Below are 26,069 nucleotides of genomic sequence, written 5' to 3' on the forward strand. Positions count from 1 at the left end.
TGTAGATAAGGAGTTGAGTGGCATTGAATGATTTAGCAAAAAGCTCTAAATTATCTCATCCCAAAAGCTCTAAACGCAAGTATAGAGTGGGATATTCGCTTTTTTGGATGTATCTCCCCGCTTGCATTCTCGTGATCATTTTTATTATATATCCGTTCATTGATGGATTGAAAATTTCATTTACAAACTGGAATGGCTTTTCACAGGATTCCAAATTTATAGGTCTAGAGCAGTACAAACGGATGCTTTCGGATTCAACAACGTGGCTTGTTGTTAGGAATACTTTAATTTATGGTCTCGGGAGTACAATTTTGCAAAATATATTTGGTCTTCTTTATGCCTTATTGCTTAATCAAAAAATTCGGATGCGATCAGTCACTCGTATTATTGTGTATCTTCCTGTCATTATTAGTCCCCTTATCATGGGCTACATTTGGTATTTCTTTTTTGCTTATCAAGACGGGGCGTTAAATGATGTATTGATGGCCTTAGGGTTCCATCAGGTAAATACATTAGGAAACATGCATCTGAATATTTGGATTATTGTATTGGTCAATACCTATCAATATGTTGGGATAGCCATGATTATTTATTTGGCTGGCCTTCAAAGCATTTCTAGTGAATATTATGAAGCTGCGCAAATTGATGGCGCTTCAGTATTTCAACAATTCAAGAAAATTACCTTCCCGCTCATTGCCCCTGCCATCACCATTAATATGGTTTTAAATATCATTGGCGGATTGAAATTATTCGATGTGATTATCTCTCTTACTGGTGGGGGACCAGGGAATGCCTCCCAATCTATGTCGACGTATATGTATTCTCTGTATTTCGACCAACAGGATGCTGGCTTTGCGGCAACTCAGGGGATATTGATGATGTTTATCATCTTAATATTAAGTTTACTTGCACTCGCTTTCTTTAAGCGGAAGGAGGTTGAGGCATAATGTCAAAATCAGCAAAGGGGGTTATGACAGGTCTTTCAATCCTTATTGCCTTGGTCCATATCGTTCCCTTTTATATTCTGATTACGATGTCATTGAAAAAAACAGCTGACTTTAGTTCCAGATGGGCCTTTCCAAAGTATTTTCAGCTCGACAATTTTTCTGAGGCGTGGAAGCAGGTCGATTTAGGGCATGCGTTCTTTAATACGTTCACAATCACCTTGTTTGCGGCCTTATTACTCATTTTCGTGGGGTCTCTGGCAGCTTATCCGCTGGCTCGTAGAGAAACAAAATTAAATAAAATTGTCTACGTCTGCTTTGTCGCTATTATGGTTATCCCACCATTAACGGCTTTGGTTCCTCTATATAATATGGTGGTGTCTATCGGCATGATTAATACGAGAACCATCGCTGTGCTTAATAATGTCGCTTCATTCTTACCCTTAACTATCTTTTTGTATGGTGGATTTATTAAGTCAACCATCCCCAGGGAACTAGAAGAAGCCGCACGGATAGATGGCGCCAGCATTATGGGAATATTTTTTAGAGTAGTCTTTCCGTTATTAAAACCAATTACTGCAACGATTTTAATTCTATGCTGTGTCTATGTTTGGAATGATTACCAGTTTGCGATTTTCTTCTTGCAAGATGCATCTGTTCGTACAGTCACCGTAGCCTTGGCCAGTTTCTTTGGTGAAAATACAAATAATTTAAATTTGGTTGCTGCTGCTGCGCTTATTGCCATATTACCGATGGCGATCCTTTTCTTAGTCCTTCAAAAATATTTCATTAGGGGCTTAGCAGCAGGCGCAATTAAAGGGTGAGCTTGGAATATAAGAGATAGGGGTGCTTTTTTATGAAGATCTCAGAAGTTGAAACGTTTATTGTCGGGAACCCATGGAAAAACTGGCTGTTCGTCAAATTGCACACCACAGAGGGGGTTTATGGCATTGGCGAAGGGACATTAAACGGGTTTGCTAAAACCGTAGAAGCCGCCATCCATGAACTCAAACATCTCTTTATTGGGTCAAGTGTCTTTGATGTCGAGGCCCTTAGCTTAAAAATGACCCGGGATGTTTTTTCGGATGGTGGGCAAATACAGGGGTCTGCACTTGCGGCGGTTGAAACTGCTTGTTGGGACATTATTGGGAAAGTCACGAATCAGCCCTTGTATAAATTGTTAGGGGGGAGCTGTCATGAGAAGCTTCGTTGTTACGCCAATGGTTGGTACACAGGACCAAGGACCCCAGAGTTTTTCTACGAGAGAGCACGAGAAGTCGTCTCGAAAGGGTATACAGCCTTAAAATTTGACCCCTTTGGCTCTGCGTGGCGTACGGTTGACAGAGATGATTTTGCCTTGGCTCTTGATATTATTGGTGCTGTACGAGATGCGGTGGGCCCTGATGTCGATATTTTAATAGAAGGGCATAATCGTTTCAGTGCCCACACTGCATTACAGTTCGCCGATGCTATGAAAGTTTATCAACCAACATGGTTTGAAGCCCCAGTTCCTGCACAAAACATCGCGGCTATGGTTGAGGTAGCTAAAAGGAGTCCAGTGCCTGTCGCCTGTGGGGAGGATTATTATAGCAGGGAGCAATTTGCCGAGTTATTAAAGCATGATGCAGTCCATATTATCCAGCTTGAACCCCAATTTTTGGGCATTTCTGCGTCCAAACAAATCTGTGGGATGGTGAATGCCCATCATGGCGTAATCGCGCCCCATAGTGCTCAGGGACCGATATGTTCTGTTGTCTGTGCTCATCTTAATATGGCGACACCGAACTTTTATCTCCACGAAATCTTTGATGATTTTAATGAACCATGGGAAGAAAAGCTACTGGATCATCCGTTAAAAGTTGAAAATGGCTACTTGCGTCCCTCGGAACGTCCGGGCTTAGGTGTTGATCTTGACTTAGAAGAATTATCAAAACATCCTTATCATCCGGGGAATTGGCTGCCTTTATATAAAGATGGTTGGGAAAAACGTGAGGGGAATAAATGATATTAGAAAAGAAAGGAATGTCGTTATGAAAGCTCTCGTCTACGAAGGACCCAAACTCATGAATATTAGAGAACAGCCGGTCCCAGTGCCCAAAAAAGATGAAGTTCTCATTCGGGTCGAACGTGCCGGGATTTGTGGCTCGGAATTAGGAGGCTACTTAGGTCAAAATTCGCTGCGACATCCACCATTAGTTATGGGACATGAATTTTCTGGGACGATCGCTCAAGTAGGAGAAGCGGTGACACGTTTTCAAATCTCGGATAGAGTCACAGCAAATCCCCTGATTTCTTGCGGGATTTGCGGGTATTGTCAATCCGGACGCGAGCAGCTGTGTCAAGAGCGAAAATTATTAGGCGCTCATTGTCCAGGGGCCTACGCTGAATATGTTGTTGTTCCGGAAAAAAATACGTATCTATTACAAGATCATGTGAGCTTTGAGGAGGGGGCTTTTACGGAGCCATTTGCTTGTGCTGTCCATATTTGTCGGCTTTTATCCCTTAAGCCTTCCGATCAGTTACTCATCGTTGGGGCGGGCCCCATTGGTCTTTTCACTCTCATTGCCGCTCAAGTGATGGGCTTACGCCATATTGTGGTGATTGATCTTAACGAAGGACGATTAGAGATCGCCAGGGAAATGGGTGCAAGAGCGGTGCCGTCTCTTGATGCTTTGGGCCAAGAGTCTGCCAACAGGGGCTTTGATGCAGCCGTTGATGCCGTGGGGTTAGCAGTGACGCGGTCCCAATGCATGACCTCCGTAAAATCAGGGGGACATGTCATTTTTACCGGTTTGCATGAAGCTGATAGCAGGCTTCCGATTAATACCATTATCCGTAATGAAGTCAGTATGCACGGTTCTTTTGCTTATAGCCACGATGATTTTGAAACCGCTCTCCATTGGATCGAGGACGGTAAAGTCCATTTAGAGCCGTGGACGCTTCAGGCCCCTTTGGAGGAAGGGGGCGCTTGTTTTGAACACTTAATAGGGAATGCTGGAAAAATCGCAAAAATTTTATTAACGATGGCCTAAAGCTATAAATTTTCATTACAAGCTTGTTATTAAAGGGTGATCGTTACATATTTTACGGAAGGAAGTGCAGAGGGGAATGAGCCTAGAAAAATTTAAATTGGACGGAAGGGTAGCCTTGGTTACCGGGGGATCGGGAGGTTTAGGAAGGGTCATGGCGCTAGCCTTGGCCGAGGCAGGTGCCAACGTGGCCATCACCAGTCGGAATAAGGAAAGGGCGGAAGCAGGGGCCTCTTTTATTGCAGAAGCCACTGGACAACCGACATTAGGAGTGATGGTTGATGTCACTCAGGCAGATGATGTCGAATCAATGGTTCGTACGGTGGTGGAGCACTTTGGAAGTATTGATATCCTTGTCAATAATGCCGGGGTGAACATTCGAAAAGAGATTGAAGCGTTTGATGAAGAAAGTTGGGATTTGGTTCAAAATACCAATCTAAAAGCTCCTTTCCTTTGTGCTCGAGCAGTTGCCAAATATATGAGGCGACAAAAACATGGTCGAGTGATTAATATTGCCTCCATGTTAGGCAGTGTCGCTTTACCAGGGAGAGGAGCGTATAGTTCGAGTAAGGGAGGACTGTTGCAATTGACGAAAGTCCTAGCCTTGGAGTGGGCTCCTGATAATGTGACAGTGAATGCCTTAAGTCCAGGGCCGATGGCAACTGAGCTCAATAAGGTTGTGATGGAAGATCCGGAAACCAATCATTACTTTATTGACAATATCGCGTTAGGACGATGGGGAGATCCCGAAGAACTGGCTGGAGCGATCGTCTTCCTCGCTTCGGATGCTTCAAGCTTTATGACAGGAGCAGATCTAGTGATCGATGGTGGCTGGTCTGCCAGATAACCCTTTGTTGATAGGGAAGGAGTAAGGGGAACTCTTTTATATATTTTTGAAGTCATATGACTCTAGTACATTTAAACACATTTTCCTTTAATGCCATGCCATAATATAACTCTTTTTCACGCTGCAGGTGAAAGATGAATGATGAAACAGAAAGGAATAAGACAAATGAAAATGGGACTTTCCGTATTTGGCACGACATATGCCATGGGCCTGCACCCTCAATCTGACCGTCCGGCGATTCGACCAAAAGAACTGATGGATCAGGCTCAGGAAGCCGGACTTTCAGGGGTGGAATTCCCCCTTAATCTTTTAGAGTTGGAAAATGTTGAAGAAGTTGCCCAGTATGCCGAGACAAAGGGGCAATTTATTACAGTTGCAGCAGGAGGCTATACCCCCGATAAACTGGCTGACGCGATTGAGGCAGCCGTTCAATTAGGGGCAAAGACGGTTCGGACGGTTGTAGGTGGGGCAAATTTTGGCGGGGACCGTCGGCGATTAACCGGACAATGGCAAGCTTTTTTGCAAGAAGTTTTAGACGGACTGCGTGCGTCGGTAAGTCTTGCCGAGCGAGCGGGTGTATGTTTAGCAGTTGAAAATCATCAGGATCTTGCTTCAGAAGAATTGCTATGGCTTTGTGAGACGATTGATTCTCCGCATTTTGGGATAAATTTGGATGCGGGTAATCCGCTGGCAACGGCCGAAGAGCCGATTGATTTTGCAAAGCGTGTCGCGCCTTATCTAAAAAATGTTCATCTAAAAGACTATTGGATCTATCTAAGTAAGGAAGGCTATCGTCTTGTTCGATGTCCACTTGGTCAAGGGGTCATCGATTTTCCAGCACTTTTTGATCTCTTGCATGAAAAGTGCCCTGAAATGACTTTTTCTATTGAACTCGGTGCTTTGGAGGCTCGAAATACTCGAGTGTTAGCGGAGGACTATTGGACCGATTACCCTCCTCGCTCAGCGGCGCAATTGGCTCAAGTGCTTCAATTGGTCAGATGTCACGCCAAACCCCCAGCAGATTGGCGGACCCCGTATGAAAAGGGAGAACCAGTAAAGGCTATCATTGCGTACGAAGAGGGGCAATTAGCCACAAGCCTTGCTTATATTGTCCCTTTGTTTCGAAAATATGAATCTAAAATAAATCGGGCCTAGTAAAAAGGAAGGAGTCCTTATACATGCACATTGATTTACAAGATAAGGTAGCCATCGTGACAGGTGGGGGACGCGGTATTGGTAGGACTATTGCAACGACATTAGCTCAGGAAGGGGTCAAAACCATTGTCATTGACATAAAGGCAACCTACCTTGAAGATGTTGCGGATGAGTTTTCTGAAAAGGGCTTTGAAGGTCGACAGTATCTTTGTGATGTCCGTGATTTTTCGCGGATTCAGGAGGTTATTGCTGATATTGAAGAGGTGTATGGACGCATTGATATTTTAGTCAATAATGCTGGTGTTGCTGGGGGCAGTCCAGTTGATAGCCTTTCGGAAGATCAATGGGATCTGAATCATGATATTAATTTGAAAGGTGCTTTTTTAATGTGTAAAGCGGTCATTCCCATTATGAAGCAACAACAGTCTGGTCGGATTATTAATGCCTCCTCCTTTGCTGCCATTGTCCCTAGTTTCGGAAGTGCTGCCTATGCCTCGTCGAAAGCCGGAGTAAAGCAATTCACGCGCACACTTGCGGGTGAATTAGGCCCATGGAACATTACAGTCAATTGCTACGCGCCGGGGATGATTCCTACAGAGATGAATCACTTTGCAGAGCTTCCACAGGAAAGACAACAAGAGTTATTGAATACTTTAACCCTCCGTCGCTGGGGGGAAAAGCAAGAGGTGGCTTATCTTATCTGTTTCCTCGCTTCTGACCAAGCTTGTTATATCACTGGGACTTTGATCGATGTCAGTGGTGGGAAATTAGCCACTCAGATTCCACGAATGGCCTACGAAAAAGCAGATAGTCAGTCATAACCCGTGTACGTAACAAGCGGAATAGATACTTATGAAGATACGGTTAAGGATAAATCGTCATTTTTTTAAAAAGGGGATATAAGGATGACAAAGATCACTTTTATTGGTGCAGGGAGTTTAGTATTCACGAAAAATTTAGTCCGTGATTTATTAACCTTTCCAGCTTTTGAGGACTGCACCATTGCCTTGATGGATATTGATTCAGAGAGATTGGGATTTGCTAAAAGTATGGTGGAAAAAATCATTGCAGCTGGACATTACGGGGCTACTGTGGAGGCAACGACCAATAGAGCTGAAGCCTTAACAGGGGCTGATGGGGTCGTGACAACCATTCTCGTCGGCGATTTAGAAGTGTGGCGAACGGATTTGGAAATCCCCAAAAAATATGGGGTGGATATTAATATCGGCGACACGAGAGGACCCTCGGGGATCTTTCGCTTTTTACGCACGCTTCCGGCAATGATGGACATTTGTAGAGATATTGAGTGCTATTGCCCGGACGCTATTTTCCTTAATTACACGAATCCAATGGCAATGCTTTGTAGAGCGATGCAAAGTGAAAGTAAGCTACAAGTAACAGGGTTATGTCATAGTGTCCAAGGCACGGCAGCAATGTTGGCGCGCTGGATCGGCGCGCCTATGAATGAAATTACCTATCGATGCGCAGGGATTAACCATCAGGCCTTTTATCTGGACTATAAGTGGAATAACAAAGACGCTTATCCATTAATCCGTGAGGCGGTATTAAAGAGGCCGGAAATATACAACGAAGAACAAGTGCGAAATGAGATGTTTCTTCATTTGGATTATTATGTCACAGAATCAAGTGGACATAATTCCGAATATAATGCTTGGTTTCGTAAGCGTCCTGATTTGATCGAAAAATACTGCACGCATGGTACGGGATGGAATCCAGGCGAATATGCGATGACCATCAAACACGCAGAAGAGCGCAGGGTTCATTGGCAGCAGCAAATGGAGGAATGGCGAGACAGTCCCATCGACTTGCAGCGGGGAGAGGAATATGCTGCCTATATATTTGATGCGACGATTGGTAGTGGGAATTTATTTGAGTTTAATGGAAACGTCAGAAATTTTGGGCTCATTGACAATCTACCTGAGGGCTGTTGTGTAGAGGTTCCTGTTCTTGCCTCCAAGGGTGGCTTAAGCCCTATCCATGTCGGTCCACTACCGGACCAGCTGGCTTTATTAGTGAATACAAGCGCACGCTGTGAGGAATTAGCAGTAGAAGGAGCGTTAACAGGAGATCCACGAAAAATATTTCATGCGATTTGTTTTGATCCCCTCACTTCAGCAGTGTTAAGTTTAGAGGAAATTAAGAACATGGTTGATGAAATGTTTGCAGCAAATCGAGAGTGGCTTCCACAATTTAAACATCTGTCTTAAAGTGTGAGGAAATCGTATAAATGAAAGTCGGGGTTGATAAATATGGAGAAAACCGCAATCACTCCAAATATTAAAATGGGTTTTAGTGGTTATAAAGGGAAAACCATTATGGTTACCGGTGGGGCTAGGGGGATTGGTGCCCAGATTGTGGAGCAGTTTGTACAACTGGATGCCCATATTGCCATTATTGATGTTATGGATGATCAAGGAGAAAATTTAGCCGATGGCTGGCGACAAAAGGGGTACAATGTCCAGTACTTTCATTGTGATGTGTCAAAGCCAGTGGATGTAAAAAATATGGTGGCTTCCGTGGTTGACGAATTTAAGCACATAGATGTTTTAATCAATAATGCGGGTATTTTTCCGAGGGCTGATTTTCTTGAGATGGATGAAGCCTTTTGGGATAAAGTGCTTGCGGTTAATTTAAAGGGGGCATATCTCACTTCGCAAGCGGTTGCACCGATGATGATTGAACAAAAAAGTGGGAATATCCTCAATATTGGTTCCCTTCATGCCACTAAGGGACAAATAGATACAACTGCCTATGCCGTTTCAAAAGGTGGCATCATTACATTAACCCGAAATGTCGCCCAGAATTTGTCACGATATGGTATAAGGGTCAACTGTATTCATCCGGGATGGGTAGCTTCGGATGGCGAAGTTGCGCGCTGGAAAAAAGTCGGGGAAGATCTTGAGGCTATGGAACGAAGCGGTCAATCAATGCCATTAGGGAGATTTCAAACAGGGACGGATCTTGCATTTGCTGCCATCTTTTTAGCTTCTGATTTTGCGAGTCAGATCACAGGGCAAATGTTATATGTTGATGGAGGTGCGCAATCTCATAAAGCGTAATAATGATAAATGCATTTGAGGTATGCATCGCTTCGCTTACATTTAAATCCTAATCTATTGAATGAGGAGATCGTCGCTTGTGACGTCCTCCTCATTTCATTTATCCGCTAATAGGATTCTCTGTAATCTCTTTTTCATCAGCCAATCCATTTTCATAACCACATTCGTAGGCTTCTTTAAGGCAGCTTGTAATTAAATTTTGTGTTGCTTCAGTCAATGGAATGTTTTCCTTTTTAAAGTGAGCGAATAGAACCGCCGCTTGTTCCTCGTATTCATTAAGATAGGGCATTATACATCTTCCTTTCGAAAAGCTCTTGTTTTAGAATCTCCTTTTTTATGTTAGATATTCTGTAGGCTATCGCTTTCTTTTTCGTAGTGCTGTTTGTCTTATTGGTTTAAGAGCTTTATGAGATTTTCGTGTAAGAAAAACTTACAAACTAATAGACCTTTGACCCTCGATTAGGTAGGGTAAAATCTATACTCAAATAATTCCATATTTTATTTTTTTATAGAATATTGTATAATTGATAACTAAGAATTATTTAAATATTATATTTAAATAGGGCAACGATTTTCAACCGTAACCATTCAACATTTGAAGGAATGAAGTCAGCAAGGGAGGCAGAAGTGATGAAGCTTTATATGTCAGTAGACATGGAAGGTATTACAGGTATTATCGATGCAACAATGGTAGATTCCTCTAAACATAATTATTCTAGAGGACGCGAAATAATGACGGCAGAAGCCAATCACGTCATCACAAGCGCTTTTGAGAATGGGTGTCAAGAAGTCATTGTTAATGATAGCCATTCGAAAATGAATAATCTGTTGATAGAGAAGCTTCATCCCGAAGCGCAATTGATTACTGGGGATGTTAAGCCTTTTTCGATGGTGCAAGGCTTAGATGATTCATTTAGTGGAGCCGTTTTTGTTGGTTATCATACGCGCGGGTCTTCAAAGGGCGTGTTATCTCACACCATGACTTTTGGGGCGAGAAGGATGTTTATTAATGATTTAGAAGTTGGAGAACTTGGTTTTAATGCCTATGTTGCTGGTTATTACGGTGTGCCAGTTTTAATGGTTGCAGGAGATGATGAGACAGCCAAGGAGGCTGAAGCGCTAATTCCTGGTGTGACGACAGCCGTAGTCAAGGAATACATATCACGCACCGCTGCCAAGAGTTTGACCCCACAAAAAAGTGGTGAGCTATTAAGAGAAAAGACGAAAAAGGCTATAGAGAATAGGGATAGCGTCAAACCACTTATTCCTCCAGAACGTCCGCTATTACAAATTGAATTCGCCAATTATGGACAAGCAGAATGGGCACATTTGATGCCCGGAACAAAATTGCAAGCGGAGAGTACCATCGTTCAATTCCAAGCGAATACGATATTAGAAGCCTATCAAGCGATGCTCGTCATGACAGAGCTAGCCATGAACGCGACCTTCAGTTAGGAAGTGAAACACTATGGTGAAATACATTTTGCGTCGTTTTGTCGCCATGATCGTCACGTTGTGGCTCATTGTGACTTTAACCTTTTTTCTCATGCACCTTGCTCCGGGTTCACCGTTTAACCAAGAGCGTAATACAAGTGCTTCTGTACAAGAGAACTTAATGGAGCACTATCAATTGAATAAACCGATTGCGATTCAATATGTTCATTACCTTAATAATATTCTTCACTTTGATTTTGGGGAGTCGATCACACTTCCGGGCCAAACCGTTAATGATCTCTTAAGTCGTGGATTTCCGGTTTCCTTTGAACTCGGGATGCTTGCTTTACTTGTCGCAGTGATCTCTGGGATCATTTTAGGGGTATTGGCGGCCTTGAAGCATAATGGGATTATCGATTATATCGCGATGACAATTGCTGTTATCGGAATATCTGTTCCTAACTTTATTATGGCGACCTTGCTCATACAAGAGCTGGCTGTGAACTGGGCGATTTTTCCTACGGCAACTTGGGCCACTCCTATGCATGCGGTCTTACCAACAGTGGCTTTAGCGACAGGGCCGATGGCGATTATTGCTCGTCTTACACGTTCGAGTATGCTGGAAGTATTAACTCAAGATTATATTCGAACAGCCAAAGCGAAAGGGCTTTCACCAATTAAAATTATTGTGAAGCATGCCCTCCGGAATGCTTTACTCCCTGTTGTGACGCTTTTAGGGACACTGACAGCGGGGATTTTAACGGGAAGCTTTGTCATTGAGAAGATCTTTGCGATTCCAGGGATGGGCAAATACTTTGTTGATAGTATTAACAGCCGTGACTACTTTGTCATTATGGGCACGACCGTTTTTTATAGTGGCTTTCTTATTATCATGCTCTTTCTTGTCGATATTGCGTACGGTGTTTTGGATCCTAGAATCAAGTTGCATAAGAAGGAGGGATAATCTGACATGGGATTACGCGAAAAAAATGACTTGATGAGTGATGAGGGTCATACACTTACATCCTTATCAGAAGCTCCTGACCATTTATTTGTCGCTAAAAAGCGGATGGGAAAAGAAGCAGAAGCTGTTGTGCGACCGAGTCTCACGTACTGGCAGGATGCTTGGAACCGATTAAGGAAGAATAAATTAGCGATGACGGGTCTTGTTGTATTAATCATTCTTATTCTTTTAGCCATCTTCGGACCGATAATTTCGTTACATAGTGCAACAAAGCAAGTGTTTACCGATCAAAATTTACCGCCCTCTAAAACCTATTGGTTTGGGACAGATGCCTTGGGACGTGATATGTTTGCTCGGACGTGGTATGGAGCTAGAATCTCGCTTTTTGTAGGCTTTATGGCTGCTTTTATCGACCTGTTTATCGGCGTTATATATGGAGGAATCTCGGGCTATAAAGGCGGTAAAGTGGATAGCGTCATGATGCGGATTGTCGAGATCCTCTACGGTCTTCCTTACCTTCTCATGGTTATTTTATTGCTCGTAGTAATGGGGCCAGGACTCTCTACCATTATTTTAGCTTTGACAGTGACAGGTTGGGTTGGCATGGCTCGGATTGTCAGAGGGCAGGTCTTGCAAATCAAAAATTATGAGTTCGTGCTCGCTTCTAAAACCTTTGGGACAAAGACGATGAAGATTATTCGTAAGAACTTATTGCCAAATACTATGGGAACAATTATTGTCCAAATGACATTGACGATACCCTCAGCAATTTTTTCAGAAGCTTTCCTTAGTTTTTTAGGGCTGGGGATTCAACCGCCTTATGCAAGTTGGGGGATGATGGCCAATGATGGTTTGTCTGCGATTTTAACGGGGTTTTGGTGGGAACTGTTCTTTCCAGCCTTCTTTATTTCATTAACAATGTACGCTTTCAATGTTCTAGGCGATGGTCTACAGGATGCACTTGATCCGAAACTGAGGAGGTAGAGTCAACTTGGTAGAAACAATTCTTGAAGTCAATGACCTTCATGTCAGTTTTCCAACCTATGGTGGAACGGTCAAGGCCGTTCGTGGTGTCAATTTTACTTTAAAAAAAGGTGAAACATTGGCCATTGTTGGAGAATCGGGATGTGGTAAAACAGTCACTTCCGAAAGTATTATGCGCTTAACTACAGGCGATATAGTCAAAGGTGCCATTCTTTTTAATGGTCATGATTTAGCAACATTACCCGAGAAGGAATTAAGAAAAATACGAGGATCTGATATTTCAATGATATTTCAGGATCCCATGACGTCCTTAAATCCAACCATTACCATTGGTTCTCAATTAATTGAAGGCATTACTCAACATACTCATAAATCAAAAAGTGAAGCAAAAGAAGTTGCGCTCGAAATGCTAGATTTGGTAGGGATTGCGAATCCATCGGAACGACTAAAGCAATATCCGCATCAGTTTAGTGGTGGCATGAGGCAACGGATTATGATTGCAATGTCTCTTGTCTGTAATCCCTCCGTTCTAATTGCAGATGAGCCGACAACAGCGTTGGATGTGACCATTCAAGCACAAATTCTAGAGCTATTTAAAAAGATTCAGAAAGAAACAGGTGTCTCTATTATATTGATCACACATGATTTAGGGGTGGTCGCTCAAGTCGCTGATCGCATTGCCATTATGTATGCCGGTAAAGTGGTGGAGATCGGCAATCGCCAAGAAATTTTTTATCGACCTCAGCATCCTTATACACGTGGACTCCTTCGCTCGGTTCCACGCATTGACAAGGAAGAGGAAGCACTCATTCCGATCCCAGGTACACCACCAGACTTGTTTTCGCCACCAAAAGGTTGTCCCTTTATGGCGCGATGTGACCAGGCTATGGAAGTGTGTGATCACTATTATCCATTAACATCTCATATCAATGACCATCATAAAGTCGATTGTTGGTTACAGGATGAAAGAGCGAAAAAGGTCACGTTCGCGACAAAGGGATAAGCATTCAATTGAAAAATACTAAAGGATTGGCTAACGAAGGAAGAGGGCACTGCAGTAGAAAAGTGATTCTTCGTTGAGGGTGACTTGGTAATTAGCTAGGCTATTAAACTGCTAGATGGTTTAACTCTCAATAGGAGCGGGATGAAGATTGCCGCTGCCATTAGAGTTTTACTTTATAGAAACTAATAAATATAGGGGGACAACCATTTGAAAAAGTATCTTTTTCTTGTAGTAACTATTGTGCTTTCTTTAGCTATTGTGGGATGTTCGACAAAACAATCGTCGACTTCAGGTAGCAGCTCAGGAAGTGATGGTGCCAGTTCTGGCTCAAAAAAAGTTTTACACTTAAATAACGGGAATGAACCAACTTCATTTGATCCCGCGCAAGGCTTTGATGCAGTTTCATGGAATGCTTTAAATAATCTCATGGAAGGCTTAGTTCGCCTTGGAAAAGATAATAACCCAGAACCTGCGATGGCGGAGAAATGGGACATTTCTGATGACGGAAAAACATACACTTTCCATATTCGCAGTAATGCCAAATGGTCAAACGGAGACGATGTGACAGCGGGTGACTTTGAATACGCTTGGAAGCGAATGTTAGATCCAAAAACGGCTTCACCAGCAGCCTTCCTAGGCAACTCGATCGCAGGAGCCGAAGCGTATAATTCTGGGAAAGGGTCTGCAGACGATGTAAAGGTGAAAGCAAATGATGATAAAACCTTAGAAGTCACGCTTGCCAATCCTGATGCAGCCTTTTTAAACATTATTACGAACCCATGCTTCTTCCCGATTGATAAAAAAGTCGCAGATAAGGATGCGAACTGGTTTAAAGAAGCAAAAACGTTTGTAGGAAATGGGCCTTTCACATTAAAAGACTGGCAGCATAATAGCAAGATGGTGATGGAAAAGAACAAAAATTATTGGGATGCTGATACTGTTAAGCTTGATGAAGTCGATTGGGCGATGGTTAATGATTCCAATACTGAGTATCAAATGTTTCAATCAGGTGATTTAGATCAAGCAGATGTACCTGCGGATCTTTCAGCCCAATTAGTGAAACAAGGTAAGGTAACCGTCAGCCCTGAAGCAGGTATTGAGTTTTATCGCTTCAACACAAAAATGGAACCGTTCCAAAATGAAAAAATTCGTAAAGCATTTGCCCTCGCCGTTGATCAGGAGGAGCTTGTGAAATATGTGATTAAGAGCCAAGAGAAGCCTGCCCACGCGTTTGTTTCACCAGGACTACCAGATGCTGATGGAAAGGATTTCCGTGCGCAAGGCAAAGACTATAATAAATATGATGCCAATGAAGCAAAAAAATTGTTAAAAGAAGGAATGGCAGAAGAAGGATATAAGACGCTTCCTCAGGTGACGTTGACGTATAACACCGACGATACCAATAAAAAAGTGGCTGAAGCACTTCAACAAAAATTTAAAGAGGTACTCGGTGTGAATGTCAAGCTTGCCAATATGGAGTGGAATGTCTTCTCGGATCAGCAAAAAGCTTTGAAACTTCAATTTTCAAGAAGCTCTTTCATCAATGACTATGCAGACCCACTGAATTCACTCATCAGTTTTACGACTGATTCGTCAATGAACCGTACAGGATGGAGTAACAAAAAATATGATCAACTCATCGATCAGGCAGGTAAAGAAACGGATGAAGCCAAACGCTCTCAAGACCTCCATCAAGCGGAAGATATTCTCTTTGATGAAGCCCCAATTGTGCCTATAAAATATTATGACTATGAATATTTACAAAAAGATAATGTGAAAGACGTTATCCGTCACCCTGTAGGTTATCTCGATCTCAAATGGGCTGATATTAAATAGTAGTAGAAAATGATAGAAAGAGGGAGGCATTTTCCCTCTTTCCTTCCTTTTTAGCTAAGCGTGATAGGGGAAAGTTCATCATACCTATACATATTCGAAGGTGTTCATGAAAGGTGGGAGAACATGAAGATTAGCACACTGGATACCTATCGGCTTTCTGTTCCTTTAAGTAAGCCATTTAAAACAGCGCTTCGGACGGTTTATACGGCGGAGACTGTCGTCGTCAAATTGGTTTGTGATAATGGTTATGTAGGGTGGGGAGAGGCACCACCAACGGTTGTGATTACAGGCGATAGCATGTCAAGTATTGACTCGGCTATACAAGAAGTAATAAAGCCTTTGTTGATAGGAAGAAGTTTACTAAACTCTGAGGCACTCTTTTATGACCTTGAGAAGGCTCTTGTACATAATGTCAGTGCCAAAGCGGCAGTTGATATGGCGATTTACGATTGTTTAGCGCAAAATGCCGAGATGCCTCTGTATCAGTATCTTGGAGGTTATCAATCAGAAGTCGCAACTGATTTTACCGTTAGTGTCAATGAGCCAGAAGAAATGGGTGAGGATGCGGTTCGTTATGTTAACGAGGGCTTTTCAGTTTTAAAAGTCAAAGTTGGGAAGGATCACATCAAAAAAGATATTGAGAGAATAAAAGAAATTCGAGCACGTGTCGGACAAGACATTCGGATCCGCCTAGATGCAAATCAAGGCTGGGAAGTGAAGGAAGCGGTCAGCGCTATAAGGAAAATAGAGGATATGGGCCTGGATATAGAGCTGGTTGAACAGCCAGTAACAGCATTGGATATTGTCGGCTTAAAGCAAGTAACGGAGGCTGTTGAAACACCGATCATGGCCGATGAAAGTGTGTTTTCACCGCTGCAGGCCTTTGAAGTTCTTAAGCTGCGGGCAGCCGATATGATAAATATCAAACTGATGAAAGCTGGGGGAATTTACAACGCTCAGAAAATTAATCATCTCGCAGAGGTTTGTGGGGTTAAATGTATGGTCGGCAGTATGATTGAAACTAAGCTTGGGATAACGGCTGCGGCTCATTTTGCGGCTAGTAAGAAGAACATCGTCAGCTACGACTTTGATGCCCCCCTCATGTTATCGAGGGATCCTATTCAAGGTGGCGTTGTTTATGAAGGACACCGGATTAAAATGCCTGGAGCACCTGGTTTAGGTATCCAAGCGATTGATTTTGGAGGTGGCACGAGTGAGTAAAGAATATCGGATTAATGTCAATGTCGCGACCGTTTGGACATCACCTGAATCTGTGAGAGCGATCGATTTTCCTGCCATTACTTCTCCGACGGATATTTCGCAATGGTTAAAGGCTCTCGAATATGAACCACGGGCAGCCTTAAGTAGTGAAAATCTTGTACAAACACAAGCATTATTCGGCCAGACGGTTCTTTTATTAAACGAAACCGAAGAGTGGGCGCATATCATCGTTAGCGATCAGCCTTCTTCAAAGGATTCCCGCGGTTATCCGGGCTGGGTTCCTAAATGTCAGCTAACGGCAAAAACCTCTATCGAGGAGCCAAGGGAACTCTATGCGGTGGTGACCTCACCGCTTGCCATTTTATATGATGAGCAGAAAAATCCTGATTTGTTACTTAGCTTTCAAACACGGCTTCAGGTTATTCAGGAGACTCACTCTTGGATAAGAGTTGACACCCCAAATGGTGTAAGATTATTACGCTCTTCTGATGTCAGAATCTCTAAAGAAGGAAGCTCAAGAAATGGGAGTGGGGCTGATATTGTGGCCATTGGGGAAGTCTTTTTAGGTCTTCCTTATTTGTGGGGAGGAATGACAGGCTTCGGTTTTGATTGCTCAGGCTTTGCCTATACGATGTGCCAAGCCAATGGCTATACGATTCCACGAGATGCACATGACCAAGCAAAAAGTGGGCAAGCTGTCGCGCTGGATCAATTGCGCCCTGGAGATTTACTGTTTTTTGCTTATGAGGAAGGTAAAGGACGTGTTCATCATGTTGGCATTTATTACGGAGAGGGGCAAATGATTCACGCGCCTAATACGGGTAGGAGTGTAGAAATTATTACTCTCGAAGGTACCCTCTATGAAAAAGAACTTTGTGTGGCTAGGCGCTACTTTTCTTAAACGTTTAAAAGTATTGTTATTTCGGAATGTGGAGGCATCGATATGGGACAGCGTGAAAAACTTGTTGAAGTTAAACATTTGAAGAAACATTTTACAATGGGGAAGAGAAGTGTGTTGAAAGCCGTTGACGATGTTTCCTTTGATATTTATAAGGGGGAAACGTTTGGGCTTGTTGGTGAATCCGGGTGTGGAAAATCGACCACTGGCAGGACGATGATTCGACTTTATGATCGAACGGCAGGTCAAGTGCTCTTTAATGGTCAAGACATCCATCAATTAAATGCGAAAGAACAAATCGCCTTAACCAAGAACGTCCAAATGGTTTTTCAAGATCCTTATGCTTCCTTAAATCCACGTTCAACTGTAGCGGAAATTATAGCTGAGCCAATGGATGTTCATGGTTTATATACTGGGAAAAAAAGAAAGCCAAGAATTCAGGAACTTTTAGAAATTGTCGGCCTCAATCGTGATCACGCCAATCGCTTTCCCCACGAATTTAGTGGTGGCCAGCGCCAGAGAATTGGTATAGCTCGTGCGCTTTCAGTAGATCCAGATTTTATTATTGCGGATGAGCCGATTTCCGCCTTAGATGTTTCTGTGCAAGCTCAAGTGGTGAATTTAATGAAGCAGTTACAAGAAGAGCGTGGCTTAACCTATCTATTCATTGCACATGATTTGTCAATGGTCAAACATATTAGTGATCGTATAGGCGTAATGTACCTTGGGAATATTGTTGAACTCACCTCGAGCGCAAGTCTGTACCAGAAGCCTTTACACCCTTATACTCAGGCACTGCTTTCAGCCATCCCAATTCCTGATCCTGATATCGAAGACAAACGAGAACGGATTATATTAAAAGGGGAATTGCCAAGTCCTGTTAATCCTCCAAGTGGCTGTGTATTTCGAACGCGTTGTCCGGTAGCCATGGCTATTTGTGCCTCAGTAAAGCCGAGTTGGACAGAAGTGGATGATCAACATTATGTCGCTTGCCATATCTTCGAAGGTCAACAAGCGAAAAAAACGAAAGAAAAAATTGAGCAGTTATAGGTGATGGTATGGCATTTGAAAAACTAAAAATAGAGATTGAAACCCTTCTTCATTCCCTTAAAGGAAATTATAGTATTGCCATTGAAATGGCAGGGCAATTATTCACGCTAAATGCGCATCAAAGATGTGAGGCAGCAAGTGTTATCAAGATTCCTATATTGGTAGAGGCTTATCGACAATATGAAGAAGGAAAGATTCTTCTTGAGCAGCGCCTTCGTATTCCAAAAGAACAAAGAGTGGGAGGATCAGGGGTCCTTACTCATTTGTCTCTTGAAGCGACCCTGACGATCAAAGACCTTTTGACTTTAATGATCATTGTTTCAGATAATACCGCCACGAACATAATGATTGATCTATTAGGGCGGGAATCCATTCATCAATTGTGCCAGATCATAGGATGCCATCATACGAGTCTGCAAAGGAAGTTATTTGATCAAGCCGCTATTAAAGAAGGACGCCATAATGTTATTTCGGCTCATGATATCCTGCTATTTTTACGTGAGATTAGAAATGGAGAACGACTGAATGAGACCAGTCGGCGTGAGATAATCAAGATCATGGAAGCTCAGCAACTCAGCAATAAATTACCATCACTTATCGTAGATTATGGTGATAACGATCCAGTGATTGCCCATAAAACCGGTGAAGTTCATGGTGTAGAACATGATGTCGGGATCATTCAGCATCAAGGACGTGAAGCGCTCGTTGTCATTCTTTTAACGGATTTGGAAAGCAATGCCGAAGGTCGCCAGGTCATAGGGAAGATCGGAAAGGCAATCATTGAACATATGTAACTCATCTGTCTAAGGATAGGTGAGTTTTTTATTTAAAGACCGGCAAGCATAAATTTCTAATCATTAGGACGGTGTGGATTTTTGCTACAGACGCTCGCTTTCTGTAGAAGTCACATTCACTGACATGGAAGGGAGAGCCTTCTCTATTGTTCAAGTGGAAAAAAACAAGGTTAAAGAGTGGGACTCTAAGGTCTCACTTTCCATGTGGTCGGATCATTTTAACAGGGTGCCATGCTCGCTTTTAACGGATGTAACCTTATTTTATCTTGTACTTATTGCTTTGTGTCAATAGAAGGTGTGAAAAAGGGCCTATACAAAACTAGTTATATTGTAGTGGTTTTCCCAAAAGAGGGAATATTCGTTCTTTTATGTTATGAATTCTGATATAATATAGTAACGGCAAGGGAATCCTAAGCCCCGCGCATTTCCCTGAGGAGGTGCTCGGGCATGTCCGTATTCGAAGCTTTGACGTTGATGCTCGACTTTGGGCTTTTGATCACGGCTTTATTGGACAAGAAAAAATAGACCAGTCTTATTTAAAGACATTGGTCTATGCGGAAGGCTTTTAGCCACTGCGTTAATTAATCCTGTGCGCTGGGGCATCAGAATCCTTTGTCGGTGGTCGTGGGTGGTGGTGCACCTACGGCCACTTTTTAATTGTATGCTTAAACCCTACAATCATTATACCTATTTATTTTTTTATGTACAGTGATGTAATGGAAACTTAGTGTTTCTTTTATCTATAAAAAGCAGCAACGCATCAAATAAGGGTTTCATGTTTCAAAAAATGGGGAAATATATAAGCTTAGGATATAGAAAATAAGGATGAGTGACATGGCAAAATTAGATATTTCAAAGTATGAAAAGAAAATGGAGCTCCGCAATATTAAAATGGAGGACATTGATGATATTCTGGAATTACAGAAACGTTGTTTTCCTGGGATGGATCCATGGAAACGAGATCAACTCGAGAGTCATCTTAAAATTTTCCCTGAAGGACAATTTTGTATCACCTATGAAGGTAAAATTATTGGTTCGTGTTCCAGTTTGATAATTAACTTTGAAGAATATGATAACAACCATACATGGGATGATATTACAGATGAAGGATATATAACCAACCACAATCCGGATGGAGACAACCTGTATGGTATCGAAGTGATGGTTGATCCTGAATTTAGGCGCATGAAAATAGGCAGACGCTTATATGAAGCTAGAAAAGAATTGGCTCGAGAACTCAATCTTGAGAGTATTCTCATTGGGGGTCGAATTCCTGGTTATCATGACCATGCAGATTCTCTTACACCAAGGGAGTACGTCGAAGAAGTGATTGAAAGGAACTTATATGATCCTGTTTTAACGTTTCAACTAATGAATGGCTTTGTACTTAAACGGATTAATGCCCATTATTTGCCGGATGATGTTGCTTCCGAAGAATATGCTACGCTAATGGAATGGAACAATATCGATTTTCGGCAAAAAGCCAAGCGCCAGTTTCTAACGTCACTTCCTGTTCGAATTTGTGTCATCCAATACATGATGAAGAAAATTGAAAGCTTTGATGATTTTGCAACACAGGTTGAATTCTACACAGATGTTGCGTCGAATTATCGATCAGATTTTGCGGTCTTTCCGGAGATTTTTACAACTCAGCTTATGAGCTTTTTGGATGAAAAAAGTCCCAGCTTAGCGGTTCGAAAGCTGGCGACGTTTACCGAAGATTATCTAAAGCTTTTTAGTGAACTTGCAGTGAAATATAATGTCAATATTATCGGTGGATCACATTTCGTTGAGGAAGATCATCATATTTATAATGTCGCCCACTTGTTCCGTCGTGATGGCACAATTGAGAAGCAATATAAACTCCATATTACACCTAACGAGCGGAAATGGTGGGGGATTAAACCAGGAAATGACGTTCATGTCTTTGATACCGATTGCGGTAAAATTTCTATCTTAGTGTGTTATGATATTGAGTTTCCTGAACTAGCGCGAAAGGTCACGGATATGGGAGCATCGATAATTTTCACACCTTTTTGCACCGATGAACGTCAAGGCTATATGCGCGTGAGAGTGTGTGCTCAAGCACGGGCCATTGAAAATCAAATCTATACCGTGATTTCAGGAACCGTCGGGAATTTGCCTTCTGTTGAAAATATGGACATTCAATATGCTCAGTCAGGAATCTTTGCTCCTTCGGATTTTGCTTTTCCTAGAGATGGTATCGTTGGAGAGTGCTCGGCTAATATAGAAACAGTCGTTGTTGGGGATGTTGATCTCGAACTGTTGCGTCGCTATCGAAAAACAGGTGATGTTTTACAACTCAAGGACCGTCGTAGTGATTTATATGAGGTAAGGTGGAAGAAAAAATAACGTGAAAGGCAAGTCGTTTAAGTTTTTACGAAAAAGCGATAATGAATCTGAACTCAAGCATATCCATTGAGGTAGAAATGGGTATGCTTTTTTATTATAAAAGTCAGAAAATTGATTTGGCATTTTATGCTAAAATGAAATTGCAGATGGGGATTTAAAAGCTAAATTTTCCAAGAATAAGAAAGTCATCGAAGCAATAAAGTGATCAGGAGAAAAACTTGTCTTCATGGATAGGGACTTTGTGAAAGCCGAGTTTTCCTTAAGCAAGGGTCTTTAAAAAAGAGAGACAAAACAATAAAAGCATTCTATTCGCTACAGGGGTTGTTTCAAAGTGAAGGGACCAATTCATTACAAAGGAGGAAAATAATGAAAAAGCGATCCGTTGTTTTATCTCTTTTACTGATCATCCTAATGGTTACAAGTGCTTGCTCGACTACACAAAGGACCGCCTCTTGGGCTTATCGCTTCGTCGTTGTTGATGGTATTTCATATAGTGCCTCAAAAAACAGCACTGTTACTAATAAAAGTGATGTTGGCAAAAAAATAGGTGTTGTAAAGCGAAATGTTGAAGATATGGATGCAGGTCATAAAGCGTATGACCAGAAAAATTTTGACTCGAATTTTTTAAATAAAGGGACTTGTCTTTATGAAAGTCTTAAAAATAAAAAGGCTATTATCTATGAGGAAAAGGATAAGTTTTATTTGATTACTCAAGTGGGAAATTGAGTCGTGTTTATTTAGTGATATGAGGAAATAGAAGTTTTAAGGGGGTTTTTATGAAAAGAGTCGTACTGATTGGTTCAGGGGGTTCAGGGAAATCGACGCTAGCCAGGCGATTAGGTGAAAAGCTAAATATTCATGTTTATCATCTTGATGCGTTATTTTGGAAACCACATTGGGTCAGTGTTCAAAAGGATGAGCAAAGACAAATTCAAAACGAGCTAGTGAAAAAAGAAGCATGGATTATAGATGGAAACTATAGCGGTACAATGGAATTAAGACTTGTAGCAGCAGACACCATTATTTTTCTTGATATTCCTAGAATGATTTGTATCTACCGTGCGTTTAAAAGGATGCTCCAGTACCGAAATAAAACAAGACCAGACATGGGGGTGGGCTGTGAGGAGAGATTTGACTTAGATTTTTTTAAATGGATTTGGGATTATCCCAGAACTAAAAGGCCAGCCATTTTAAAAAGGCTAGAGCATTTGTCTCAAGACAAACGAGTGATAATTTTGACATCACCAAAAGAAGTTAAACGTTTTTTGGACAATGTCCAATGAGCTAGGGGAGACAATATATGCTTAGATTGGATTAGCTTGTAACGTATAAAGGGCAACTTTTACTGTTTATAATTCGACAAGATCACGAAAAAAACAACAAAAAATATGATATAATAAAACAATCCAAAGGAGGTGAGAAACTTGGAAGAAAAAATGAATATGATTTTAGAGCATGTCGCTTCACTTAGCGAAGGTATGCAGCTGATTCATAATGAAGTTAAGGAAATTAGACAGGATTTAAATGAGTTTAAGACAGAAATGAATGAGTTTAAGACAGAAATGTATGAATTTAAAGCTGAAATGTATGAATTTAAAGCTGAAATGTATGAATTTAAAGCTGAAATGCATGAATTTAAAGCTGAAATGCATGAATTTCGTAAAAACACTGAGGACCGATTAGATAGTATTGAAGGTCAGTTGAAAATTTTAAATGTTGATACTCTAAAGGTCCGGGCAGATGTTGATAAGCTTAAAAGCGTCAGACAATAATTATGCCTTCATTTCTATTTTTTCAGTCTTTTAAGACCCCATTGCAATAGACCTCTTAAATCACTCAAATTATTTAACAAACCATCCAATGCAGCATTACTTATTTAACCAAACTGAGATAACTTCTGTGTCATTATCAAATGGGTAAGCAAAAGACCCTACTTCTCTTGAAAAAGAAAATAGGGTCTTAACACTTTTTATGATATGGGAATATTTTAGATGCTTAAATCGGATCAATTAATCTTGAGAGAAAGCTTTTCGTCCGCTCTTCTTTAGGGTGATTAAAGATGTCATCGGGACTGCCTTGCTCAAGAATCTTTCCTTGATCTAGAAGTACGATTTGGTCGGCAACCTCGCTGGCAAATTTCATCTCATGGGTAACAACGACCATCGTCATCCCTTCTAAAGCGAGTTCTTTCATTACGCCAAGAACTTCGCCGACAAGTTCAGGATCAAGAGCGGAAGTGGGTTCATCGAATAACAATACTTCAGGATTAACGGCCATTGCCCGTGCAATCCCTACACGCTGTTGTTGTCCCCCAGAAAGTTGTTCAGGGTAAGCCTGTGCTTTCTCCTTAAGGCCCACCTTGTCGAGAAGTTGTAAAGCTCGTGCTTCTGCTTCTTCTTGCTTTTTCCTTTGAACAATAACCGGTCCTTCCATAATGTTTTGCAGCACCGTCTTATGAGGAAAAAGGTTATAGGATTGGAAAACCATGCCTGACTTTCTTCGTAAGCTCAAAATGTCTTTTTGTTTTGGGACGTTTCCTTCTCCAAAAGTCATCTGAAAATCACCGACACGAAGCGCACCTTTGGTTGGCATTTCTAATAAATTCATACAACGTAAAAGGGTTGTTTTGCCGGATCCTGATGGGCCGATAATGACCATTACTTTACTTTTTTCGATATTTAGGTCAATGCCTTTAAGGACTTGGTGATCGCCAAAAGCTTTTTCAAGTTGTTTGATTTCTATCATAAGCGGCTTCCTTTATTTGAAGAATGTAAATCAAAATGACGCTCTAAGCGATTTTGCAATGAAGATAGAACCGTACTAAAGATCAAATAGATCACAGCAACTTCGCAATAGAGCAGCATGGGCTCATAGTAGCGAGCAGTAATCTGTTGGGCTTTTTGAAACATTTCCGTTACTGTTATACTCGCAGCCAATGAAGTGTCTTTAATGAGACTAATGAATGAATTCGATAAGGGTGGTACAGAAACTTTTAATGCCTGTGGAATAATGATCCGACGTAAGGCTTGATTTTTTGTCATACCTATTGAATAGGCAGCTTCCCATTGACCTTGAGGTATCGATATAATAGCCGCTCTAATGATCTCAGATCCGTAGGCGCCGACACTCAAAGAAAAGCCAATGGAGGCAGCGAGAAAGGGCGAGAGGGTTAAGCCAATACTTGGTAGCCCAAAAAAGATAATAAATAACTGCACAATCAAGGGTGTCCCTCGAAAGATCCAAACATAAAAACGAGCGATAAGTTTTAAAGGTGTAACCGGTGAAAGACGTACTAATGCTGTTAAAAAGGCTAATAGCAGGCCAAAGAAAAAGGAAACTAAGGTTAATGGAATGGTAAATTCTACCCCAGCCTTAAGCAGAGGTAGAAAAGATTCAACAAAAATGTGATAGAGTCTTGCACTACGATCATCCATGAGAAATCCCCTTATTTAGAGACGTCTTCGTTAAAGTATTTTTTGGAGATTTTAAGGTAGGTTCCATCCTTTTTCATATCCGCTAGCGCTTTGTCGATGGCCTTAACAAGGTCGCTATTCCCTTTTCGAATCATCGCAGCACTATCGGTAGCGTCGTTATCAGAATCCACACTTTTTATTGGTACATTGGGTTTTTGCTTTTTAAGATCTAAGTATGACAAACTGTCGTTAACGGTAGCATCAATTCTGCCGGATGTTAGAAGATCGATGGCTTGGTTAAAGCCATCAACAGAAACGATTTGTGCTCCGTTTTTCTCAGCAATTTTACTTAAGTTACTCGTTAATGATTGACCCGATTTTTTTCCTTTGAGATCAGCGAAGCTTTTAATATCATTATTGTCCTTGCTCACAATAAGAACGGCCTTGGAGACGATGTAGGGATCTGAGAAATCATATTTTTCTTTTCGCTCTGGTGTAACACCGACCTCATTAAAGACAACGTCAAAACGCTTGGAATCAAGACCTGCAATCATGCCGTCCCATTTTGTTTCAACAAAATTAGCTTTCACACCGATGCGTTTCGCAACTTCTTTAGCGATGTCCACATCAAAACCTGTTAATTTACCATTATCATCATGATAAGTAAAAGGTGCGTAGGTTCCTTCGGTTCCAATTTTTAAGGTGCCGCGATCTTTTATTTGATCAAGCAGTGTTTGTGAGCTACTTTTCGTATTTTTTTGTGCTGTATCATTATCATTATTCCCACAGCCCGCAAGAATGAGAATAGCAACCAAAATAAGACTAAAAAGTCCTAGAAATTTCTTTTGCATAAAAAAACCTCCTGTGTTTATGTAGTCATTAGACAACTCAAGAAAATGTTTTAATTCTATTATTCCTAGTTGATTAATGAGATTTAAATATAATCGACAAAATTTGCGGTGTCAATAAAAATAACTCAGAGCTACTTTTATAAATTAACCACTATTCCAAAGGACCATGCACAGCATGCGGCTTTATTATAAA

Annotated in this window: 27 protein-coding genes; 23 read left to right on the plus strand and 4 right to left on the minus strand. The window is 41.5% G+C overall.

The genetic code is table 11. The features are described 5' to 3' along the window. Positions 1-23: 23 nt before the first annotated feature. From IEV91_RS00595 to IEV91_RS00635, 9 genes are all read left to right on the plus strand, one after another. Entirely contained in the window at positions 24-947 is a 924-nt protein-coding gene (locus tag IEV91_RS00595) for a carbohydrate ABC transporter permease (protein WP_373284378.1), read from the plus strand. Beyond that, positions 947-1,768, plus strand: a complete 822-nt coding sequence (locus IEV91_RS00600; protein ID WP_188495013.1) for a carbohydrate ABC transporter permease — start codon at positions 947-949, stop codon at positions 1,766-1,768. The genes IEV91_RS00595 and IEV91_RS00600 overlap by 1 nt, the downstream gene beginning before the upstream one ends. 32 nt (positions 1,769-1,800) lie before the next feature. Beyond that, positions 1,801-2,949, plus strand: coding sequence for a mandelate racemase/muconate lactonizing enzyme family protein (locus IEV91_RS00605; RefSeq protein ID WP_188495015.1), 1,149 nt, complete (start codon positions 1,801-1,803; stop codon positions 2,947-2,949). Between the two features lie 25 nt (positions 2,950-2,974). Further along, positions 2,975-3,976, plus strand: a complete 1,002-nt coding sequence (locus tag IEV91_RS00610; protein WP_188495017.1) for a zinc-dependent alcohol dehydrogenase — start codon at positions 2,975-2,977, stop codon at positions 3,974-3,976. A 76-nt stretch (positions 3,977-4,052) separates the two neighbouring features. Then, on the plus strand, positions 4,053-4,820 hold the full coding sequence (locus tag IEV91_RS00615) for an SDR family NAD(P)-dependent oxidoreductase (RefSeq protein WP_188495019.1): 768 nt from the start codon (positions 4,053-4,055) through the stop codon (positions 4,818-4,820). A gap of 138 nt (positions 4,821-4,958) precedes the next feature. After that, positions 4,959-5,975 (plus strand): sugar phosphate isomerase/epimerase family protein, encoded by a 1,017-nt coding sequence (locus tag IEV91_RS00620; protein ID WP_204871236.1) that lies wholly within the window; start codon positions 4,959-4,961, stop codon positions 5,973-5,975. 23 nt (positions 5,976-5,998) lie between these two features. Continuing rightward, positions 5,999-6,796: an SDR family NAD(P)-dependent oxidoreductase gene (locus IEV91_RS00625; RefSeq protein ID WP_188495021.1), complete on the plus strand. Its 798-nt coding sequence runs from the start codon at positions 5,999-6,001 to the stop codon at positions 6,794-6,796. Between the two features lie 84 nt (positions 6,797-6,880). Next, the gene (gene melA, locus IEV91_RS00630) at positions 6,881-8,203 is read left to right on the plus strand and encodes an alpha-galactosidase (protein WP_188495023.1); all 1,323 of its coding nucleotides are present in this window, start codon (positions 6,881-6,883) and stop codon (positions 8,201-8,203) included. 42 nt (positions 8,204-8,245) lie between these two features. Continuing rightward, positions 8,246-9,055: an SDR family NAD(P)-dependent oxidoreductase gene (locus IEV91_RS00635; protein ID WP_188495025.1), complete on the plus strand. Its 810-nt coding sequence runs from the start codon at positions 8,246-8,248 to the stop codon at positions 9,053-9,055. 100 nt (positions 9,056-9,155) lie between these two features. On the opposite strand, the gene IEV91_RS00640 is transcribed toward IEV91_RS00635, so the two are convergent. Continuing rightward, a complete protein-coding gene (locus tag IEV91_RS00640) occupies positions 9,156-9,344 on the minus strand; it encodes a hypothetical protein (protein ID WP_188495026.1) in 189 nt (62 codons plus the stop codon). Positions 9,345-9,685: 341 nt separating this feature from the next. On the opposite strand from IEV91_RS00640, the gene dppA reads away from it, so the two are divergent. The 14 genes from dppA (at position 9,686) to IEV91_RS00705 (ending at position 23,384) form a co-directional block, all read left to right on the plus strand. After that, positions 9,686-10,510, plus strand: coding sequence for a D-aminopeptidase DppA (gene dppA, locus IEV91_RS00645; RefSeq protein WP_188495028.1), 825 nt, complete (start codon positions 9,686-9,688; stop codon positions 10,508-10,510). A gap of 13 nt (positions 10,511-10,523) precedes the next feature. After that, positions 10,524-11,453, plus strand: coding sequence for an ABC transporter permease (locus IEV91_RS00650; protein ID WP_188495030.1), 930 nt, complete (start codon positions 10,524-10,526; stop codon positions 11,451-11,453). A 6-nt stretch (positions 11,454-11,459) separates the two neighbouring features. Further along, positions 11,460-12,437, plus strand: coding sequence for an ABC transporter permease (locus tag IEV91_RS00655; RefSeq protein WP_373284379.1), 978 nt, complete (start codon positions 11,460-11,462; stop codon positions 12,435-12,437). Between the two features lie 7 nt (positions 12,438-12,444). After that, positions 12,445-13,440 carry an ABC transporter ATP-binding protein gene (locus IEV91_RS00660; RefSeq protein WP_188495032.1) on the plus strand — a complete coding sequence of 332 codons (996 nt, stop codon included), beginning with the start codon at positions 12,445-12,447 and terminating at the stop codon, positions 13,438-13,440. Between the two features lie 207 nt (positions 13,441-13,647). After that, positions 13,648-15,276, plus strand: a complete 1,629-nt coding sequence (locus IEV91_RS00665) for a peptide ABC transporter substrate-binding protein (protein WP_188495034.1) — start codon at positions 13,648-13,650, stop codon at positions 15,274-15,276. A 123-nt stretch (positions 15,277-15,399) separates the two neighbouring features. Then, the gene (locus IEV91_RS00670) at positions 15,400-16,497 is read left to right on the plus strand and encodes a dipeptide epimerase (RefSeq protein ID WP_188495036.1); all 1,098 of its coding nucleotides are present in this window, start codon (positions 15,400-15,402) and stop codon (positions 16,495-16,497) included. Beyond that, a complete protein-coding gene (locus IEV91_RS00675) occupies positions 16,490-17,398 on the plus strand; it encodes a C40 family peptidase (RefSeq protein ID WP_188495038.1) in 909 nt (302 codons plus the stop codon). The genes IEV91_RS00670 and IEV91_RS00675 overlap by 8 nt, the downstream gene beginning before the upstream one ends. A 42-nt stretch (positions 17,399-17,440) precedes the next feature. Continuing rightward, on the plus strand, positions 17,441-18,445 hold the full coding sequence (locus IEV91_RS00680; protein WP_188495040.1) for an ABC transporter ATP-binding protein: 1,005 nt from the start codon (positions 17,441-17,443) through the stop codon (positions 18,443-18,445). An 8-nt stretch (positions 18,446-18,453) separates the two neighbouring features. Further along, a complete protein-coding gene (locus IEV91_RS00685) occupies positions 18,454-19,239 on the plus strand; it encodes a serine hydrolase (RefSeq protein WP_188495043.1) in 786 nt (261 codons plus the stop codon). A 447-nt stretch (positions 19,240-19,686) separates the two neighbouring features. Then, positions 19,687-19,764 carry a putative holin-like toxin gene (locus IEV91_RS22030; protein ID WP_373284385.1) on the plus strand — a complete coding sequence of 26 codons (78 nt, stop codon included), beginning with the start codon at positions 19,687-19,689 and terminating at the stop codon, positions 19,762-19,764. Between the two features lie 309 nt (positions 19,765-20,073). Then, a complete protein-coding gene (locus tag IEV91_RS00690) occupies positions 20,074-21,612 on the plus strand; it encodes a GNAT family N-acetyltransferase (protein ID WP_188495045.1) in 1,539 nt (512 codons plus the stop codon). 366 nt (positions 21,613-21,978) lie between these two features. Next, positions 21,979-22,338 carry a hypothetical protein gene (locus tag IEV91_RS00695; protein WP_188495047.1) on the plus strand — a complete coding sequence of 120 codons (360 nt, stop codon included), beginning with the start codon at positions 21,979-21,981 and terminating at the stop codon, positions 22,336-22,338. Between the two features lie 50 nt (positions 22,339-22,388). Continuing rightward, positions 22,389-22,895, plus strand: a complete 507-nt coding sequence (locus tag IEV91_RS00700; RefSeq protein ID WP_188495049.1) for a DNA topology modulation protein — start codon at positions 22,389-22,391, stop codon at positions 22,893-22,895. 141 nt (positions 22,896-23,036) lie between these two features. Beyond that, positions 23,037-23,384, plus strand: coding sequence for a hypothetical protein (locus IEV91_RS00705; RefSeq protein ID WP_229745337.1), 348 nt, complete (start codon positions 23,037-23,039; stop codon positions 23,382-23,384). 223 nt (positions 23,385-23,607) lie between these two features. On the opposite strand, the gene IEV91_RS00710 is transcribed toward IEV91_RS00705, so the two are convergent. The 3 genes from IEV91_RS00710 to IEV91_RS00720 are packed head-to-tail and all read right to left on the minus strand — an operon-like array spanning position 23,608 to position 25,876. Then, complete coding sequence (locus IEV91_RS00710) at positions 23,608-24,357, minus strand: amino acid ABC transporter ATP-binding protein (protein ID WP_188495051.1); 750 nt, start codon at positions 24,355-24,357, stop codon at positions 23,608-23,610. Continuing rightward, on the minus strand, positions 24,354-25,046 hold the full coding sequence (locus tag IEV91_RS00715) for an amino acid ABC transporter permease (protein WP_188495053.1): 693 nt from the start codon (positions 25,044-25,046) through the stop codon (positions 24,354-24,356). The genes IEV91_RS00710 and IEV91_RS00715 overlap by 4 nt, the downstream gene beginning before the upstream one ends. 11 nt (positions 25,047-25,057) lie before the next feature. Next, entirely contained in the window at positions 25,058-25,876 is an 819-nt protein-coding gene (locus tag IEV91_RS00720) for an amino acid ABC transporter substrate-binding protein (RefSeq protein WP_188495054.1), read from the minus strand. Positions 25,877-26,069: the final 193 nt, after the last annotated feature.

The sequence above is a fragment of the Pullulanibacillus pueri genome (assembly GCF_014639255.1).
Taxonomy (GTDB): Bacteria; Bacillota; Bacilli; order Bacillales; family Sporolactobacillaceae; genus Pullulanibacillus; species Pullulanibacillus pueri.